Here is an 18,232-nt window from a genome sequence, read left to right as displayed (position 1 = left end):
GACTCCTTGTAAGAGGTGATGACGTATTTGAAGGCCTATGCCCGCATACGGGTGATGCGGATCACACCGATCAGGGCGCGCAGTTTCTTGATCACGCGGGCGAGGTGCACACGGTCGTGCACGCTGACCACCAGCTGGACCACGCTGATGCGACCATCGCGCTCGTCCATGCTGATTTTCTCGATATTGCCGTCGGCCGCGTTGACGCTGCTGGCCAGCAGGGCGATCAGGCCGCGTTGGTGTTCCAGCTCGACGCGCAACTCGACGTTGAATTCGCCGGTGACATCCTTGGCCCACGAGAGCTGGATGCATTTTTCCGGATTGTGACGGACTTCGGTGATGTTGCGGCAGTTGTCCAGGTGCACCACCATACCTTTGCCCGCCGACAAGTGGCCGACAATCGGGTCGCCCGGGATCGGCGTGCAACACTTGGCGTAGCTGAGCACCAAGCCTTCGGTGCCGCGAATCGCCAGTGGGCCTTCCGGGCTTGGTAGCTGCTCACCTTCGCCGAGCAAGCGGCGGGCGACGACGTAGGCCATGCGGTTGCCCAGGCCGATATCTTCCAGCAGATCTTCGATGGTTTCCTGGCGATACTCGTGAAGCATCGCTTGCACACGCTCTGTAGGAACTTTGTCTAGGGCACTGTCGAAACCATTAAGTACCTTGTTCAGCAGGCGTTCGCCGAGGCTGATGGATTCGGAGCGGCGCTGTAGCTTCAGGGCGTGACGGATATGTGTGCGCGCTTTGCCGGTGACCACAAAGTTGAGCCAGGCTGGGTTCGGGCGTGCGCCCGGCGCGCTGACGATCTCGACCGTGGAGCCGCTTTGCAGCGGTTCGGACAGCGGCGCGAGGCGGCGATTGATCCGACAGGCAATGCAGCTGTTGCCCACGTCGGTGTGCACCGCGTAGGCAAAGTCGACCGCCGTGGAGCCTTTGGGCAGCTCCATGATCCGGCCTTTGGGCGTGAACACGTAGACCTCGTCCGGGAACAGGTCGATCTTCACGCTTTCGATAAATTCGAGGGAGTTGCCGGCACGTTGCTGCATTTCCAGCACGCCCTTGACCCACTGGCGGGCGCGGGCATGGGTGCCTTTGGGCTGCTCGTCGCCGCTGGATTTGTACAGCCAATGGGCGGCGATGCCGTTGTTGGCCATCTCTTCCATTTCGCGGGTGCGGATCTGGATCTCGATCGGCACACCATGCATACCGAACAGCGTGGTATGCAGCGATTGGTAGCCGTTGGCCTTGGGAATCGCGATGTAGTCCTTGAAGCGGCCGGGCAGGGGCTTGTACAAATTATGTACAGCGCCGAGCACGCGGTAGCAGGTGTCAACCTTGTCGACGATGATCCGGAACGCGTACACGTCCATGATCTCGTTGAAGGCCCGACGCTTGCCGCGCATCTTCTTGTAGATGCCGTAGATGTGCTTCTGCCGCCCGCTGACTTCGCCTTCGATCTCGTCGATCGCCAGGCAATGGCTCAGCGACTCTTCGATCTTGTTGACGATTTCCTTGCGGTTGCCCCGGGCGCGTTTCACCGCCTGGTAGATGCGCGCCGAACGCATCGGGTGCATGGCCTTGAAACCGAGGTCTTCAAACTCGATACGGATGGCATGCATGCCCAGCCTGTTGGCGATGGGCGCGTAGATTTCCAGGGTTTCCTTGGCGATGCGCCGGCGTTTTTCGCCGGACAGCACTTCCAGCGTGCGCATGTTGTGCAGCCGGTCGGCCAGCTTGACCAGAATCACCCGAATGTCGCGGGCCATGGCCATGGCCATCTTCTGGAAGTTTTCCGCCTGGGCTTCGGCCTTGGTCTCGAAGTTCATCTGGGTCAGTTTGCTGACCCCGTCGACCAGTTCGGCCACGGTTTCACCGAACTGCGCTTGCAGCGCTTCTTTGGCGATACCGGTGTCTTCGATCACGTCATGCAGCATTGCGGCCATCAGGCTTTGATGGTCCATGTGCATGTCGGCAAGAATATTTGCCACCGCAAGGGGATGCGTGACATACGCCTCGCCACTACGGCGGCGTTGGCCGTCGTGGGCTTGTTCGGCGTAGAAATACGCTCGGCGGACCAGGTTGACCTGGTCTGGGCCGAGGTAGGCCGATAAGCGATCGGCGAGGGCGTCTATGCTCGGCAAAGTGTGAACTCCTGCCGTTGGCTGTGACCCCGCGCCGTGCTACGTCGACCAGGCATAGGCTTAGACGGCCTCGTTGGACTCGTCCTCGAACGCTGCAAACAGCGGTTCGTCTTCAACGATTTCGGCGTTGGCGATGAACTCGTAGCTCATCAGGCCTTCAGCGATTTCACGCAGGGCTACAACGGTAGGCTTGTCGTTTTCCCACTGGACCAGGGGCTCTTTGCCGCCAGTGGCCAGTTGACGGGCACGCTTGGTAGAGAGCATGACCAGCTCAAAGCGGTTATCCACGTGTTCTAGGCAGTCTTCAACGGTTACGCGGGCCATGGTATTCCTCGGAGCGAATGCAAGATGCGCGCTGCCCGGTTGGGCGAGCGGACTAAACAGTTTAAAAAATCACCAGCGTTTAGGGAAGCGCTGATTTTTCGCAGGCCCTCGCAAAACCGCTACAAGCGCCAATGTAAAGCCCTTGCAGCGGTTTTGGGAAGAGCCAATCAGCCGAGCAGTTCGGCCAGTAATTTGCCGAAACGCTGTTGTTGGCGCTTTTGCTGGAGCTGGTTGGTGCGAAAAATCGCCTTCAAATCGTCCAACGCGTGGGCAAAATCGTCGTTAATGATCAGGTAGTCATAGTCGACGTAATGGCTCATTTCGCTGACGGCCTCACGCATGCGGCCTTCGATGATCTCGTCGCTGTCCTGGCCGCGATTTTTCAAGCGCTGGTGCAAGGCTTCAAGCGACGGCGGCAGGATGAAGATCGAACGCGCCTTGGGCATCAGTTGGCGCACTTGCTCGGCGCCCTGCCAGTCGATTTCCAGAATCAGGTCGTGGCCTTCGTCCAGGGTCTGCTGCAAGTGGCTTTGCGACGTGCCGTAGAGGTTGCCGAAGACTTCGGCGCGCTCGAGGAAGTCGCCGTGCTCGATCATCTTGACGAACTCGGTGCGTTCGACGAAGTGATAGTGCACGCCGTTCACCTCACCCGGGCGCATGGCGCGGGTGGTGTGGGAAACCGAGATGCGGATCTGCTCGTCAGCGTCGGTCAGGGCCTTGACCAGGCTGCTTTTGCCCGCGCCCGAGGGGGCGGAAATGATGTAAAGGGTGCCGGTGCTGTGGGTCATGGAGGTTGCCTTACTCAATATTCTGTACTTGTTCGCGCATCTGCTCGATCAACACTTTGAGGTTGACCGCAGCCGTGGTACTACGCGGATCGAACGCCTTGGAGCCCAGTGTATTGGCTTCGCGGTTGAGTTCCTGCATCAGGAAGTCCAGGCGCCGACCGGCGGCACCGCCCGATTTGAGCACGCGGCGCACTTCAAGGATGTGGGTGCTCAGGCGGTCGAGTTCTTCGGCGACGTCGCTCTTCTGCGCCAGCAACACCATTTCCTGTTCCAGGCGCACCGGGTCGAGGTCGGCCTTCATGTCGGTAAAGCGGTCGAGCACCTTCTGGCGCTGGGTGGCGAGCATCTGCGGCACCAGCTCGCGCAGGGTGACCACGTCTTCTTCGATGGAGGTAAGACGCTCGCTGATCAGGCGTGCCAGCTCGGCGCCTTCGCGCTCGCGGCCGGCCTTGAGCTCCTTCAAGCCCTGGTTGAACAGGGCGAGGGCTTCGGCGTTGAGGGCTTGCGGGTCGGTGGCGTCGGCCACCAATACGCCAGGCCAAGCCAGCACTTCCAGTGGGTTGAGCGCGGCAGGCTGCTTGATCAGGCCGGCGATGGTCTCGGCGGCGGCCACCAATTGTGCCGCGCGGTCGCGATCAACCTGCAGCGGCTTGCCGGTGGTTTCTTCGGTAAAGCGCAGGGTGCATTCCAGCTTGCCTCGGGAGATGCCCTGGCGCAGCGCCTCACGCACGGCGCCTTCGAGGTCGCGGAATGACTCCGGCAGACGCAGGTGCGGTTCCAGGTAGCGGCTGTTGACCGAGCGCAGCTCCCAGCTCAGGGTGCCTTGTACGCCGGCTTTTTCGACGCGGGCGAAGGCGGTCATGCTGTGCACCATGGAGGTACCTCGCGTTGCAGTCCCGCAAACACGGGCTGATGGTTAAGAAGGCGCAGGATTGTAGCGCAGTGGGCGAGCACGCCCAAACTCGACCATTCGTAACCGGATTTTTTAGCAGTGCCCCGAATCGGCTCGCGGCTCTATAATGCTCGGCAGTTTTTCGTCCTCAGTACAGGTGTCTCCCTATGAAACGTCCAAGTGGTCGCGCTGCCGATCAGCTCCGCTCGATCCGCATCACCCGCAACTACACCAAACACGCCGAGGGGTCTGTACTGGTCGAGTTTGGCGATACCAAGGTGATCTGCACCGTCAGCGTCGAAAACGGCGTACCGCGTTTCCTTAAAGGCCAGGGCCAGGGTTGGTTGACCGCCGAGTACGGCATGCTGCCGCGCGCCACCGGTGAGCGTAACCAGCGTGAAGCCAGCCGTGGCAAGCAAGGCGGCCGCACCCTGGAAATCCAGCGCCTGATCGGTCGTTCCCTGCGCGCAGCCCTGGATATGTCCAAGCTGGGCGACGTGACCCTGTACGTCGACTGCGACGTGATCCAGGCCGACGGCGGCACCCGCACCGCGTCCATCACCGGCGCCATGGTCGCCCTGGTTGATGCACTCAAAGTGATCAAGAAGCGTGGCGGCCTGAAAGGCGGTGACCCGCTCAAGCAAATGATCGCTGCCGTATCGGTAGGCATGTACCAAGGCGAGCCTGTGCTGGACCTGGACTACCTGGAAGACTCGGCCGCCGAGACCGACCTGAACGTGGTGATGACCAGCACTGGTGGCTTCATCGAAGTGCAGGGCACTGCCGAAGGCGCGCCATTCCAGCCGGCTGATCTGAACGCCATGCTGGCCCTGGCCCAGAAAGGCATGACCGAGATTTTCGAACTGCAGAACGCCGCCCTGGCTGACTGAGTCGGCCTCAAGGAGAAACGCCATGAATGACAGCCAAATGCCGGTGCCTACGCCTTCCTACGAGGTGCGTCAGGGGGCAATGTTGTGCCATCTCGCGGCGTTTCTGGGGTTTGTGTTCCCTTTCGGCAGTGTCGTAGGGCCGCTGATCCTGTGGCAGATGAAGAAAGAAGTGGACCCGTTCATTGATGATCAGGGCAAGGAAGCCCTGAACTTCCAGATCACCGTGGCCATCGCCTGGATGGTTTGCATCGTGCTGGCCTTTGCGGTGGTTGGGTTTTTCCTGATGTTTGCGCTGGCGATTGCCACTGTGGTGCTGACGATCATCGGCAGTATCAAGGCCAACAAGGGCATTGCCTATCGCTACCCCTTGACCTGGCGTGTGATCAAATAATGAGCGGCCACAAAAAAACCGACAGCGATGTCGGTTTTTTTGTGCCTGGGAAAAGACCTCAGATGGTCAATGTCCAGTCGTAGTCCACGATCAGCGGTGCGTGCTGCGAGAAGCGCGGCTGGCGCGGCAGGCGTGCGCTGCGAACGAACCGGCGCAGGCCTGGGGTCAGCAACTGGTAGTCGAAACGCCAGCCCAGGTTGAGCATCTCAGCCTGTTCGTTGTCCGGCCACCAGCTGTACTGGTCGCCTTCGCGGCTGACTTCGCGCAGGGCATCCACGTAGCCCATGTTGCCGACAATCTCGTCCATCCAGGCGCGTTCTGGCGCCAGGAAACCCGGGGATTGCTGGCTGTCGCGCCAGTTCTTGATATCCAGCTTCTGTTGCGCCACGTACAGCGAGCCACAATAAATGTACTCGCGACGTTTGCGCCGCTGTTTATCCAGATAACGGGCGAAATCGTCCATTAGCTTGAACTTCTGGTTCAAGTCTTCATCGCCGTTCTGCCCCGAAGGAAGCAGCAAGGTCGCGATGCTGACCTTATCGAAATCGGCTTGCAGGTAGCGCCCGTAGCGGTCGGCTGTCTCGAAGCCGAGGCCGCTGATGACCGCCTTGGGTTGCAACCGCGAATACAAAGCCACGCCACCTTGGGTGGGCACTTCGGCATCGCAGGCATAAAGGAAGTAGCCATCCAGTTGGAAGGCTGGGTCGTCCAGTTCAAAGGCGGAGGCGCGGGTATCCTGCAGGCAGATGACGTCGGCATTCTGGGCTTGCAGCCAACTGAGCAAACCACGCTCGACTGCAGCCTGAATACCATTAACGTTCACACTGATGATCCGCATAAATGGCCCCAAAAATCGCGTGCGTGTATGATACACGCCGTCTACCTAATTAGCTAAATCCGTGGTATCTGAGGCTTTTTTCATGCAGGCGTATCAACGCGATTTCATTCGTTTTGCCATCGATCGCGGCGTTTTGCGCTTCGGTGAGTTCACTCTAAAGTCCGGGCGCACCAGCCCGTACTTTTTCAATGCGGGCTTGTTCAACTCGGGTTCGGCCCTGGCTCAGCTGGGTCGTTTCTACGCGGCAGCCATCGTCGAAAGCGGTATTTCCTTCGACGTTTTGTTCGGCCCGGCCTACAAAGGCATTCCCCTGGCGGCTGCAACTGCCGTGGCCCTGGCTGAACATCACGGGCAGGACCTGCCGTGGTGCTTCAACCGCAAAGAGGCCAAGGCCCATGGCGAAGGCGGTAGCCTGGTGGGCGCGCCGCTGACTGGCGATGTGTTGATCATCGATGACGTGATCACGGCCGGTACTGCTATCCGCGAAGTGATGCAGATCATCGCGTCCCAGGACGGCGCCAAGGCCGCCGGCGTGCTGATCGCGCTGAACCGCCAGGAACGTGGCAACGGTGAATTGTCGGCGATCCAGGAAGTGGAGCGCGACTTCGGTATTCCGGTGGTGAGCATCGTGTCGTTGAACCAGGTGCTGCAGTTTCTGGAAGATGATCCGCAGCTCAAGCAGCACTTGCCGGCCGTGCGTGCGTACCGCGAACAATTCGGCGTCTGACACAGATCTCCTGTGGGAGCGGGCTTGCCCGCGATAGCGGTGTATCAGGCAATAGAATTGTTGAATGTGTCGCCGCCATCGCATGCAAGCCAGCTCCCACAGTGGGACTGCGTACAAACACGAAGGCCCCCGCTCAATTGAGTTAAGCGGGGGCCTTTTTGTTTGCAGCTACGGACGCTTGCGGTTACTGATCAGCGTGCCCACACCCGTGTCGGTGAAGATTTCCAGCAGGATCGCATTCGGTACCCGGCCATCCAGGATCAACGAGCTGCCCACACCGCCTTGCACCGCTTCCAGCGCGCAACGGATTTTAGGCAGCATGCCGCCGTAGATGGTGCCGTCGGCGATCAACTCGTCCACTTGTTGAGTGGTCAGGCCAGTCAGCACCTTGCCTTCCTTGTCCATCAGGCCAGCGATGTTGGTCAGCAGCATCAGCTTTTCAGCCTTCAGTGCTTCAGCCACCTTGCCGGCCACCAGGTCGGCGTTGATGTTGTAGGACTCGCCGTTTGCACCCACGCCGATCGGCGCGATCACCGGGATGAAGTCACCTTTCACCAGCAGGTTCAGCAGGTCGGTGTTGATGCCGATGACTTCACCCACTTGGCCGATGTCGATGATTTCCGGCTGGGTCATCTCTGGCGTCTGGCGGGTCACCGTCAGTTTTTTTGCGCGGATCAGCTCCGCGTCCTTGCCGGTCAGGCCGATGGCGCTGCCGCCGTGGCGGTTGATCAGGTTGACGATGTCCTTGTTGACCTGGCCGCCGAGGACCATCTCCACCACGTCCATGGTTTGCGCGTCAGTGACGCGCATGCCATCGATGAAGTGACTCTCGATCGACAAGCGCTTGAGCAGATCGCCGATTTGCGGGCCGCCACCGTGGACTACCACCGGGTTGATCCCCACGGCTTTCATCAACACGATGTCGCGGGCAAAGCCGGTTTTCAGCTCTTCGCTTTCCATGGCATTGCCGCCGTACTTGATCACCAGCGTCTTGCCGACGTAGCGTCGGATGTAAGGCAACGCTTCGGAAAGGACCTTGGCAGTGTTGGCAGCGGCTTCGCGTTCGAGGGTCATTCAGGGCTCCGGTTAAAAATCAGAACGGTAATTGGAGATCAGGGGCAACACGTTTCAACTGGGCGTGGAACACGTCCTTGATGCGCTGCAACTCAGCCTCGGTATCCGCCTCGAAACGCAGGACCAGCACCGGTGTGGTGTTGGACGCGCGAACCAGGCCCCAGCCTTTGGCGTAATCGACTCGCACACCATCAATGGTGGTCAGGTTGGCGCCTTCGCCCCATTGCGCATCGTGCAGTGCGTCAATGATGCTGAATTTGCTCTCCTCGGTCACATGGATATTGATCTCTGGCGTAGAAATATCATTCGGGAAGGTCTGAAACAGCTCTTCGGCCGTGGATTTTTCCTTGCTGAGGATCTCCAGCAGGCGTGCGGCACTGTAAATCCCATCGTCAAACCCAAACCAGCGTTCCTTGAAGAACACATGGCCGCTCATTTCGCCGGCCAACAGCGCGCCGGTTTCCTTCATTTTCTTTTTGATCAACGAGTGACCGGTCTTCCACATTAGCGGGCGACCGCCATATTCCTTGATCAGCGGCGTGAGGCGGCGGGTGCACTTCACGTCGAAGATGATCTCGGCGTTGGGGTTGCGCGCGACCACGTCGCGGGCGAACAGCATCAGCAGGCGATCCGGGAACACGATTTCACCGGTTTCGGTCACCACGCCTACGCGATCGCCGTCGCCGTCGAAGGCCAAGCCCACATCAGCCCCGGTTTCCTTGACCTTGGCGATCAGGTCCACCAGGTTTTCAGGCTTGCCCGGGTCCGGGTGATGGTTCGGAAAGTTGCCGTCAACGTCGCAGAACAATGGGATCACTTCGCAGTTCAGGGCTTCGAGCAGCTGCGGCGCGATCACGCCGGCCGCGCCGTTGCCACAGTCCACCACCACTTTCAGGCGGCGCGCGAGTTTGACGTCGCGGGTGATTTCATCAGAGTAGCGTTGCAGGATGTCGACTTTGGTGACGGTGCCCTGGCCGCTGGTCAGGTCGTTGGTCTTCAGGCGGTTGTGCAGGGCCTGGATCTGTTCGTTGGCCAGGGTGTCGCCAGCGATGACGATCTTGAAACCGTTGTAGTCCGACGGGTTATGGCTGCCGGTGAGCATCACCCCGGACTTGCCGGCCAGTACGTTGGCTGCGTAGTACAGCGCAGGCGTCGGCACCAGGCCCACGTCGCTGACGTGGCAACCGCTGTCGGCCAGGCCCTGGATCAGTTGTTCCACCAGCTCCGGGCCGGACAGGCGACCGTCACGGCCAACTGAGACGTTGGGCTCGCCCTGGGCCAGGCTCTGGGAGCCGATGGCGCGACCAATCCAGTAGGCCGTTTCGGCAGTCAGGGTCTTGGGCACCACGCCACGAATGTCATAGGCGCGAAAGATGCTGTCGGGGAATGTCGGGGCTACGCGGGCTGCGGTACTCATCGCGGGGGGAAACTCCATCTGAAGGGGGCAAGGCTGGCCTTAATGTGACTGACCGGCAGGCTCAAACTGAAGGGTATGACGGTGTTTTCGGCAGAGAGTTCGTGGTGCAAAAATGCCATCGGAGTGCTGGCCCCGACTTGTTGTCTGCGTAATGCGTTGATTTTTATGGAGAAATCTCGCTGATAAAATCCGCGCATTCTTCGTCCTGAAAGCCCAGCGGTGGCGTCGGGCCGGGCAACGGCGCCCGGCCAGATTCAGCTTAGTCAGTGGCTGCCGGAATGCCCGAACCCGCCCGCGCCGCGCTGGGTTTCGTCGAATTCCTCTACCAGTTCGAAATGTGCCTGTACGACCGGCACCAGTACCAACTGGGCAATGCGCTCGCCGACGGCGATGTTGAACGCGGTCTGGCCACGGTTCCAGCATGACACCATCAGCTCGCCCTGATAGTCCGAGTCGATCAGGCCCACCAGGTTGCCCAGCACGATGCCGTGTTTATGACCCAGGCCGGAGCGCGGCAAGATCAGCGCAGCGAGGCCAGGGTCGCCGACGTAGATCGACAGGCCCGTGGGAATCAGAATGGTCTGGCCCGGCTCAAGCACTGTGTCTTGCTTGAGCATGGCGCGCAGGTCGAGGCCGGCGGAGCCCGGGGTGGCATAGGCTGGCAGCGGGAATTCGTTGCCGATGCGTGGGTCGAGGATCTTGGCTTGCAAAGCGTGCATGGACATTAAACCTGGTTCAGCCGTTGGGCGATAAAAGAGATCAGTTGGCGGGCAATCTTGCCTTTGCTGGTCTGGGCGAAAAGGGTGGCGTGCAGCTCGCGGTCGATCACGCTGCAGGCGTTTTCCTCGCTGTTGAAGCCGATGCTCGGGTTGGCGACATCATTGGCAACGATCAGGTCGAGGTTTTTGTCTTTCAATTTGCGTGCTGCGTAGTCCAGCAAATGCTCGGTCTCGGCGGCGAAGCCGACACTGAACGGGCGGTCCGGGCGCGTGGCGATGGTGGCCAGAATGTCCGGGTTGCGCACCATTTGCAGGAGCAGGCCGTCACCGCTCGTAGGGTCTTTCTTGAGCTTTTGCGGGGCGACGACTTCCGGGCGGTAGTCCGCAACCGCTGCCGAGGCGATAAACAGGTCGCACGGAATGGCCGCCTCACAGGCCGCGAGCATGTCGCGGGCGCTGACTACGTCGATTCGCGTGACCCGATCCGGGGTCGGCAAATGCACCGGGCCGGTGATCAAGGTAACGCGTGCGCCTGCCTCGACCGCCGCTTCGGCCAGCGCAAAGCCCATTTTTCCTGAGCTATGGTTGGTGATGTAGCGCACCGGGTCGATGTTTTCCTGGGTTGGGCCAGCCGTGATCAGCACATGCTTGCCAGTGAGTGCCAAGTGCTGGAAGCACTCGGCGGCGCACTGGGCCAGGTCGGTGGCTTCAAGCATGCGACCCATGCCGACGTCGCCGCAGGCCTGGCTGCCGGAGGCCGGGCCGAATACCTTGAGGCCACGGCTTTGCAGGAGTTGGGTGTTGGCCTGGGTGGCCGGGTCGCGCCACATGGCCTGGTTCATGGCCGGGGCGATGGCGACGGTGGCGTCGGTGGCCAGTACCAGGGTGGTCAGCAGGTCATCGGCGATGCCTTGGGCCAGGCGGGCGATCAGGTCGGCGGTGGCCGGGGCGATCAGCACCAGGTCGGCCCATTTGGCCAGCTCGATATGGCCCATGGCGGCTTCGGCCGCCGGGTCCAGCAGATCCAGGTGAACCGGGTGCCCGGACAAGGCCTGCATGGTCAACGGCGTGATGAACTCACTGCCGCCGCGAGTCATGACCACGCGCACTTCGGCGCCTTGGTCCAGGAGCCTGCGGACCAGCTCTGCGCTCTTATAGGCGGCAATGCCGCCGCCAACGCCGAGAACGATGCGTTTCCGATACAGACGCTGCATTGGTTTGCCTTTCCAGTTCAGTGATGCCAGTTCAGTGGCGCCTGCGATGCCACCTCCCCAGGGGAAATCGCGGCAAAAAAGAGGGCCTACGATAACACAGCGTCCGCGAGGCAACAGCGGTGCACGTGGCGCATAGGACGCATAGGGAAAGGGAGGCGGGATGAGTATTCGCGATTGGCCAGCAGCAGAGCGGCCGCGAGAGAAGCTTTTGGAATGGGGCGCGGCGAGCCTGTCGGATGCCGAGCTGCTGGCGATCTTCCTGCGTACCGGGGTCGCTGGCAGGAGCGCTGTGGACTTGGCGCGCCATCTGTTGGCGCAATTCGGTGGCTTGCGCCCATTGTTGGAGGCCAGCCAGGTGCTGTTCAACCAGCAATTGGGCCTTGGGCCGGCGAAATTTGCCCAGTTGCAGGCAGTGCTGGAAATGTCCCGGCGACATATGGCCGAGCGCCTGCGTAAGGATTCGGTGCTGGAAAGCCCGGTAGCCGTGCGTGATTACCTGAAGGCTTTGCTGCGCCATGAGCCTCACGAGATCTTCGGTTGCCTGTTTCTCGACTCAAAACACAGGGTGCTGGGTTTCGAAGCGTTATCCCAGGGCACCATTGACGCGGCGATGGTTTACCCCCGGCAAGTGGTCAAGCGCGCCCTGGCGTATAACGCGGCGGCCTTGATCCTGTGCCACAACCATCCTTCCGGCAGCGCAGAGCCCAGTGCGGCTGATCGAAAATTGACCAAGTTGCTGCAAAAGGCCTTGGAAGTAGTGGACGTGCGGGTACTGGATCACATCATTGTGGGCGATGGCGATCCGTTGTCGATGGCGGAATACGGGTGGATGTAAGCCCGCCCATGGGGGCGGGCTTGGTTGTCAGGGCTTGACGCTGACCTTGGAGAAGTCCTGGCGCCCGAACGGGCTCACCTGATAGCCCTCGACATTCTTGCGGGTCAGGGCAAATGCCGTAGGGTGCGCCAGCGGCAGCCACAACGCTTGCTGCTGGATCTGCGCCTGGGCCTGCTGATACAGCTTGCTGCGTACTCCCTGCTCGCTGGTGGTCTTGCCGGCGCTGATCAGCTTGTCCAGGGCGGGGTCGCAGTAGCGGGCGAAATTGGTGCCGGATTTGACTGCCGCACAGGAGAACTGCGGGGTAAGGAAGTTATCCGGGTCGCCGTTGTCGCCGGCCCAGCCCATGAACAGCAAGTCGTGCTCGCCGGCTTTGGCGCGGCGAATCAACTCGCCCCATTCGATCACGCGGATCTCGGCCTGGATGCCGACCTTGGCCAGGTCAGCCTGCAGCAGTTGTGCGCCGAGGTTCGGGTTGGGGTTCAGCAGGCTGCCGGTGGGGCGGGTCCAGATAGTGGTCTTGAAACCATCCTTGAGCCCGGCACGGTCCAGCAGCCCCTTGGCCTTGGCGAGGTCCTGTGGATAACCGGGCAGCTCTTTGGCGTAGCTCCAGGTGTTGGGCGGGAAAGGTCCGTTCGCGGCTTCGGCAGTGCCTTCAAACACGGCCTTGAGGTAACTGCCCTTGTCGAAGGCCAGGTTGATCGCCTGGCGTACTTCGGGCTTGTCCAGGGGCGGGTGCTGGCTGTTAATGGCCACGAAGGCGGTCATGAAGGCGGCGGTTTTCTCCACCTTGAGCGCCGGGTCCTTTTCGGCCTCGCCCACGTCCAGCGGCTTGGGCGAAAGGGCAATCTGGCATTCATTGCGGTGCAATTTCTGCAGGCGCACGTTGGCGTCCGGCGTGATCGCGAAGATCAAGTTATCCACAGCCGGTTTGCCGGCGAAGTAGTCCGGGTTGGCCTTGTAGCGCACCACGGCATCTTTCTGGAAGCGGCTGAAGATGAACGGCCCGGTGCCGATGGGCTGGCTGTTGAGCTTCTCCGGCGTGCCGGCCTTGAGCAGTTTGTCGGCGTATTCGGCCGGGTAGATCGAGGCAAAGCCCATGCTCAGGGCGGCGAGGAAGGTGGAGTCGGCGTGATCCAGGGTAAAGCGCACGGTCAGCGGGTCAAGAGCGTCGATCTTCTTGACCAGTGCGGGCAACTGCAGCGACTGCGCATGGGGGAAACCGCTCTGGGCGATCTTGTGCCACGGGTTGGCCGGGTCGAGCATGCGTTCGAAGCTGAAGCGCACGTCTTCCGCGGTCAGGGTACGGCTTGGGGTGAAGTATTCGGTGCGATGAAACTTCACATCCGGGTGCAGCTTGAAGGTATAGGTCAGGCCATCCGGCGAGACTTCCCAGCTGTCTGCCAGGCTTGGCACCAGCTTGCCGCTGGCCGCGTCGTAGTCCACCAGGCGGTTCATCAGCACGTCGGCTGAAGCATTGGTGGTGGTCAATGAGTTGTATTGCACCACATCGAACCCTTCGGGGCTGGCCTCGGTGCAAACGCTCAGATTGGTGGCAGCAACAGCCGCCGGAGCGATAAATAGAGGGGCAAGCAATAGCGGTAGGGCAGCGAGGCGCATGTTCGGTTTCCTTTGCAGATCGAAGGCCCATCTGCGAGTGCAGTCTGGAAAAGTCCTACCGTAGAGGTCTGACAGATAAATGACTAGCCCATTTTTGCCTGTGCTTTTGCCTGAAATGCTGTTTTGATGGCGCCTCAGCGCGTTCCGCCGTGCGCTTCACTGCGCGCGCGGGCGCTGTAAATCATTCTGTGCGACGAGTGGTCGATTGTTACTGCGGCCCCTATTAGCAACGGTTCAGGCGTTTGCCGCCGAGATTTACGCCGGTAAAAACACACGGGCTGTTGTTGCACTAGGGTCTTTCTGGTATAAAGCAGCGCTCTTTTCTAGGGGCCCGGTTCCTTCGCTTGTAGGTGTAGCCGGTAAGACCCTAAAGAAACGCGGCGCCTGGCGCCAAATGACTGAGAGATTAAGCGGCCAACCCATGCCGGGTTGGGCATGTGGTTTTAGAGGGCTGAGGCATGTCGAGAGTATGTCAAGTTACCGGTAAGGGTCCGGTGACTGGGAATAACATTTCCCACGCAAATAACAAAACCCGTCGTCGTTTCCTGCCAAACCTGCAGCATCACCGCTTCTGGGTTGAAGAAGAGAAACGTTTTGTCCGTCTGCGCGTATCTGCTAAAGGCATGCGTATCATCGACAAGCGTGGCATCACTGTCGTGCTGGCCGAAATTCGTGCCGCTGGCAAGATTTAAGGAGCTATATCATGCGTGAATTGATTCGAATGATCTCTAGCGCCGGTACTGGTCACTTCTACACTACCGACAAGAACAAGCGTACTACCCCGGACAAGCTCGAAAAGAAAATGTTCGACCCGCGCGTTCGCAAGCACGTGATCTACAAAGAAGGCAAAATCAAGTAATTGGTTTTCTTCAATGTGAAAAAAAGCCCGTCTCTCACGATTCGGGCTTTTTTTTGCCTGCAATTTGCTGATCAGGCTTTCTGTTCAAACACTACGTAGATCTTGCGGCACGGCTCCAGCACTTCCCAGGTGCCGCTGAAACCGGCCGGGATCACGAAGCGGTCACCGGCGCGCAAGGTCTTGGCGTTGCCGTCGGCATCACGCAGGACGGACACGCCCTGCACAATCTCGCAGTACTCATGCTCGCTGTAGTTGACCTTCCAGTGCCCGACCTCACCTTCCCAGACCCCGGCGCTCATTTGGCCGCACGGGCTGTTGTAGTGGTTGTAGACCGTTTGCTCGGGATCGCCCTTGAGGATTTTTTCGGCAGCAGGGCGGTAGCGCTCGGCGGCGGTCTTGGCTTGGCTGAAGTCGACGATGTCCTGGATGCTCATGTGCGGTTCCCGTCTGGCCTGCGGTTGGAGAGCCCAAAGTCTATGTTTATTAAAATGAACATCGCAAGGGCGTTTACTGGCGTTATGTCAAATATATTGAAACACCCCCAGCCGCTGGTTTAGGGTGGCAGCTGCCTTGAGCCGAACAGATGGCTGGCGGGGCAAGCATTCTTTGAGGCTGCCGGGGGACATCGCCTGGCCCTCGTGTTCAATAAGAGGAGGACACTCGCATGACCACCCTGACCCGTGCCGACTGGGAACAACGCGCCAAGGATCTGAAGATCGAAGGCCGCGCCTACATCAATGGCGAGTACACCGCTGCCGTTTCCGGTGACACCTTCGAATGCATCAGCCCGGTCGATGGCCGCCTGCTGACCACCGTTGCCAGCTGCGACGTCGCCGATGCCCAGCGCGCCGTGGAAAACGCCCGCGCCACGTTCAATTCCGGTGTGTGGTCGCGCCTGGCACCGGCCAAACGCAAAGCCACCATGATCCGTTTCGCCGCGTTGCTCAAGGCCAATGCCGAAGAGCTGGCGCTGCTTGAAACCCTGGACATGGGCAAGCCGATCAGCGACTCCCTGAACATCGACGTACCCGGCGCGGCGAATGCCCTGAGCTGGAGCGGCGAGGCCATCGACAAGATCTACGACGAAGTTGCCGCCACCCCGCACGACCAACTGGGTCTGGTGACCCGCGAGCCTGTCGGCGTGGTGGGCGCTATCGTGCCGTGGAACTTCCCGCTGATGATGGCCTGCTGGAAGCTCGGCCCGGCGCTGTCCACCGGTAACTCGGTAATCCTCAAGCCGTCCGAAAAGTCCCCGCTGACCGCCATCCGTATCGCGGCCCTGGCCGTTGAAGCCGGTATTCCAAAAGGCGTGTTCAACGTGCTGCCGGGTTACGGCCACACCGTGGGCAATGCGCTGGCGCTGCACATGGACGTCGACACCCTGGTGTTCACCGGCTCGACCAAAATCGCCAAGCAACTGTTGATTCGCTCCGGTGAATCGAACATGAAGCGCGTGTGGCTGGAAGCGGGCGGCAAGAGCCCGAACATCGTGTTCGCCGATGCGCCGGACCTGCAAGCGGCCGCCGAATCTGCCGCTGGCGCCATTGCGTTCAACCAGGGCGAAGTGTGCACCGCGGGTTCGCGTCTGCTGGTGGAGCGTTCGATCAAGGACACTTTCCTGCCGCTGGTGATCGAAGCCCTCAAGGGCTGGAAGCCCGGCAACCCGCTGGACCCAGCCACTAACGTGGGCGCGCTGGTGGATACCCAGCAAATGAACACCGTGCTTTCGTACATCGAAGCCGGCCATGCCGATGGCGCCAAGTTGGTAGCTGGCGGCAAGCGCACCCTGGAAGAGACGGGCGGCACGTACGTCGAGCCGACGATTTTCGACGGCGTGACCAACGCGATGAAGATCGCCCAGGAAGAGATCTTTGGCCCAGTGCTGTCGGTGATCACCTTCGACAGCGCAGAAGAAGCGATCAAGATCGCCAACGATACCGTCTACGGCCTGGCTGCCGCGGTGTGGACGGCAGACATCTCCAAGGCGCACCTGACCGCCAAAGCCCTGCGTGCCGGTAGCGTGTGGGTCAACCAATACGATGGCGGCGACATGACCGCGCCGTTTGGTGGCTTCAAGCAGTCGGGCAATGGTCGCGACAAATCGCTGCATGCGTTCGACAAGTACACCGAGCTGAAGTCGACCTGGATCAAGCTCTAAGCAACACCGCAGTCCAAATGTGGGAGCGGGCTTGTGTGGGAGCTGGCTTGCCTGCGATGCAGACACCTCGGTATGTCAGTCATACCGAGGTGATGCGATCGCAGGCAAGCCAGCTCCTACACAAACTCAGCTCCCACACTGTTTTGTATGACCTTAAGAATTATCCACAGGAGCGTGGACATGCGTTGGGCGACCTATTTCGCCGTCTTGGCCTCGGTGCTCAGTGTCGGCCTGGCGCTGGGCGTCAGTATGCCGCTGGTGTCCCTGCGCCTGGAAAGCTGGGGTTATGGCAGTTTTGCCATCGGCGTGATGGCGGCGATGCCGGCCTTCGGTGTGCTGCTCGGCGCGAAGGTGTCCAGTCGCATGGCCTCCTGGCTCGGAACCGCCAACCTCATGCGCCTGTGTTTGTGGGCGGGCGCGGTGTCCATCGGCTTGTTGGCGATCCTGCCCAGCTACCCGGTGTGGCTGGTGCTACGCCTGATGATCGGGGTGATCCTGACCATCGTATTTATCCTGGGCGAAAGCTGGATCAACCAGTTGGTGGTGGAGCAATGGCGCGGCCGTCTGGTGGCACTGTATGGCTGCACGTATGCCCTGAGCCAACTGTCTGGCCCATTGTTGCTGGGCTTGATCGGCACCGACCATGACTACGGTTTCTGGGTCGGCGTCGGTCTGTTGGTGGTGGCGCCGTTGCTGTTGCTGGGACGCTCCGGCGCACCGACTGCCGAGTCCTTCAGCGTGACCTTCGCTGACTTGTGGCGTTTCTGTCTGAGCCTGCCGGCGATTGCGTGGGCGGTGGCGTTATTCGCTGCGTTCGAGGCGATGATTCTGACGTTGTTGCCGATTTACTGCCTGCAACAAGGCTTTACCGCCGAAATCGCCTTGGCCATGGTCAGTACGGTGGTGGTCGGCGATGCGTTGCTGCAGTTGCCCATTGGTGCACTGGCCGACTACCTGCCTCGGCGCACGCTGTTCCTGAGTTGTGCGGTGCTGTTGCTTGCGTCGAGCCTGGCGATTCCGTTGTTGATGCATACGTCGTTGATCTGGCCGATCTGGGTGTTGTTCGGCGCGAGTGCTGGAGGCTTGTTTACCCTGTCGCTGATCCTGATCGGCGAGCGTTATCGCGACGATGCCCTGGTGCGCGCCAATGCCCACGTGGCGCAACTGTGGGGCATCGGTTGCCTGATCGGCCCTTTGGTGGCAGGGGCGGGCAGCCAGTGGATCAGCGGGCATGCACTGCCGCTGCTAATGGCAGCCGGTGCGTTGGGATTGGTGGTGCTGTTGCTGCGCCAAGGCGCGTTCGGCGTGGCGCAACCGGCCTGACCCTGAAATGCGATCAATATGT

Annotated in this window: 18 protein-coding genes and 1 pseudogene; 8 read left to right on the top strand and 11 right to left on the bottom strand. The window is 60.5% G+C overall.

Annotated features, from left to right (window positions below; translation table 11 throughout):
* Positions 1-35: 35 nt before the first annotated feature.
* The 4 genes from spoT to BFP95_RS11530 all read right to left on the bottom strand — a co-directional run bounded on the left by spoT (position 36) and on the right by BFP95_RS11530 (position 4,127).
* Positions 36-2,141, bottom strand: coding sequence for a bifunctional GTP diphosphokinase/guanosine-3',5'-bis pyrophosphate 3'-pyrophosphohydrolase (gene spoT, locus BFP95_RS11545; protein ID WP_065875478.1), 2,106 nt, complete (start codon positions 2,139-2,141; stop codon positions 36-38).
* 60 nt (positions 2,142-2,201) lie between these two features.
* Entirely contained in the window at positions 2,202-2,465 is a 264-nt protein-coding gene (gene rpoZ / locus BFP95_RS11540) for a DNA-directed RNA polymerase subunit omega (protein ID WP_003176920.1), read from the bottom strand.
* Between the two features lie 167 nt (positions 2,466-2,632).
* Positions 2,633-3,253 (bottom strand): guanylate kinase, encoded by a 621-nt coding sequence (gene gmk / locus BFP95_RS11535; RefSeq protein WP_065875477.1) that lies wholly within the window; start codon positions 3,251-3,253, stop codon positions 2,633-2,635.
* A 10-nt stretch (positions 3,254-3,263) separates the two neighbouring features.
* The gene (locus BFP95_RS11530) at positions 3,264-4,127 is read right to left on the bottom strand and encodes a YicC/YloC family endoribonuclease (protein WP_049710930.1); all 864 of its coding nucleotides are present in this window, start codon (positions 4,125-4,127) and stop codon (positions 3,264-3,266) included.
* Between the two features lie 185 nt (positions 4,128-4,312).
* Here BFP95_RS11530 and rph point away from each other — a divergent pair, with 185 nt between their 5' ends.
* Entirely contained in the window at positions 4,313-5,035 is a 723-nt protein-coding gene (gene rph, locus BFP95_RS11525) for a ribonuclease PH (protein WP_003213280.1), read from the top strand.
* Between the two features lie 22 nt (positions 5,036-5,057).
* Entirely contained in the window at positions 5,058-5,426 is a 369-nt protein-coding gene (locus BFP95_RS11520; protein WP_065875476.1) for a DUF4870 domain-containing protein, read from the top strand.
* A gap of 58 nt (positions 5,427-5,484) precedes the next feature.
* Here the strand turns inward: BFP95_RS11520 and BFP95_RS11515 are convergent, their stop codons facing one another.
* Positions 5,485-6,264 carry an exodeoxyribonuclease III gene (locus tag BFP95_RS11515; protein ID WP_003195493.1) on the bottom strand — a complete coding sequence of 260 codons (780 nt, stop codon included), beginning with the start codon at positions 6,262-6,264 and terminating at the stop codon, positions 5,485-5,487.
* Positions 6,265-6,346: 82 nt separating this feature from the next.
* Here BFP95_RS11515 and pyrE point away from each other — a divergent pair, with 82 nt between their 5' ends.
* On the top strand, positions 6,347-6,991 hold the full coding sequence (gene pyrE / locus BFP95_RS11510) for an orotate phosphoribosyltransferase (protein WP_003195489.1): 645 nt from the start codon (positions 6,347-6,349) through the stop codon (positions 6,989-6,991).
* Between the two features lie 168 nt (positions 6,992-7,159).
* On the opposite strand, the gene argB is transcribed toward pyrE, so the two are convergent.
* The 4 genes and pseudogenes from argB to coaBC all read right to left on the bottom strand — a co-directional run bounded on the left by argB (position 7,160) and on the right by coaBC (position 11,415).
* Positions 7,160-8,065, bottom strand: coding sequence for an acetylglutamate kinase (argB, locus tag BFP95_RS11505; RefSeq protein ID WP_017735763.1), 906 nt, complete (start codon positions 8,063-8,065; stop codon positions 7,160-7,162).
* Between the two features lie 19 nt (positions 8,066-8,084).
* Positions 8,085-9,491: pseudogene (locus BFP95_RS11500) on the bottom strand (phosphomannomutase/phosphoglucomutase); the annotation flags it as partial.
* Between the two features lie 254 nt (positions 9,492-9,745).
* Positions 9,746-10,201, bottom strand: coding sequence for a dUTP diphosphatase (gene dut, locus BFP95_RS11495; protein WP_003213270.1), 456 nt, complete (start codon positions 10,199-10,201; stop codon positions 9,746-9,748).
* 5 nt (positions 10,202-10,206) lie between these two features.
* Entirely contained in the window at positions 10,207-11,415 is a 1,209-nt protein-coding gene (gene coaBC / locus BFP95_RS11490) for a bifunctional phosphopantothenoylcysteine decarboxylase/phosphopantothenate--cysteine ligase CoaBC (protein ID WP_043048060.1), read from the bottom strand.
* A gap of 160 nt (positions 11,416-11,575) precedes the next feature.
* Between coaBC and radC the strand changes: the two genes are divergently transcribed.
* On the top strand, positions 11,576-12,250 hold the full coding sequence (radC, locus tag BFP95_RS11485; RefSeq protein WP_065875475.1) for a RadC family protein: 675 nt from the start codon (positions 11,576-11,578) through the stop codon (positions 12,248-12,250).
* A 27-nt stretch (positions 12,251-12,277) separates the two neighbouring features.
* Here radC and BFP95_RS11480 read toward each other — a convergent pair whose 3' ends face one another.
* A complete protein-coding gene (locus BFP95_RS11480) occupies positions 12,278-13,870 on the bottom strand; it encodes an ABC transporter substrate-binding protein (RefSeq protein WP_065875474.1) in 1,593 nt (530 codons plus the stop codon).
* Positions 13,871-14,328: 458 nt separating this feature from the next.
* On the opposite strand from BFP95_RS11480, the gene rpmB reads away from it, so the two are divergent.
* A complete protein-coding gene (rpmB, locus tag BFP95_RS11475; protein ID WP_003176907.1) occupies positions 14,329-14,562 on the top strand; it encodes a 50S ribosomal protein L28 in 234 nt (77 codons plus the stop codon).
* Positions 14,563-14,573: 11 nt separating this feature from the next.
* Complete coding sequence (gene rpmG, locus BFP95_RS11470; RefSeq protein ID WP_003176906.1) at positions 14,574-14,729, top strand: 50S ribosomal protein L33; 156 nt, start codon at positions 14,574-14,576, stop codon at positions 14,727-14,729.
* A 71-nt stretch (positions 14,730-14,800) separates the two neighbouring features.
* Here the strand turns inward: rpmG and BFP95_RS11465 are convergent, their stop codons facing one another.
* On the bottom strand, positions 14,801-15,163 hold the full coding sequence (locus BFP95_RS11465; RefSeq protein ID WP_065875473.1) for a cupin domain-containing protein: 363 nt from the start codon (positions 15,161-15,163) through the stop codon (positions 14,801-14,803).
* Between the two features lie 230 nt (positions 15,164-15,393).
* On the opposite strand from BFP95_RS11465, the gene BFP95_RS11460 reads away from it, so the two are divergent.
* Positions 15,394-16,887 carry an aldehyde dehydrogenase gene (locus BFP95_RS11460; RefSeq protein WP_065910094.1) on the top strand — a complete coding sequence of 498 codons (1,494 nt, stop codon included), beginning with the start codon at positions 15,394-15,396 and terminating at the stop codon, positions 16,885-16,887.
* A 180-nt stretch (positions 16,888-17,067) separates the two neighbouring features.
* Positions 17,068-18,210 carry an MFS transporter gene (locus BFP95_RS11455; RefSeq protein WP_065875471.1) on the top strand — a complete coding sequence of 381 codons (1,143 nt, stop codon included), beginning with the start codon at positions 17,068-17,070 and terminating at the stop codon, positions 18,208-18,210.
* Positions 18,211-18,232 lie beyond the last annotated feature (22 nt).

Origin of the sequence: Pseudomonas sp. 58 R 12, from assembly GCF_900005865.1 — a bacterium.
GTDB lineage: Bacteria > Pseudomonadota > Gammaproteobacteria > Pseudomonadales > Pseudomonadaceae > Aquipseudomonas > Aquipseudomonas tritici.
The sequence above is the reverse complement of the archived record's forward strand: the minus strand, read 5'-3'. Positions and strand labels throughout refer to the sequence as shown.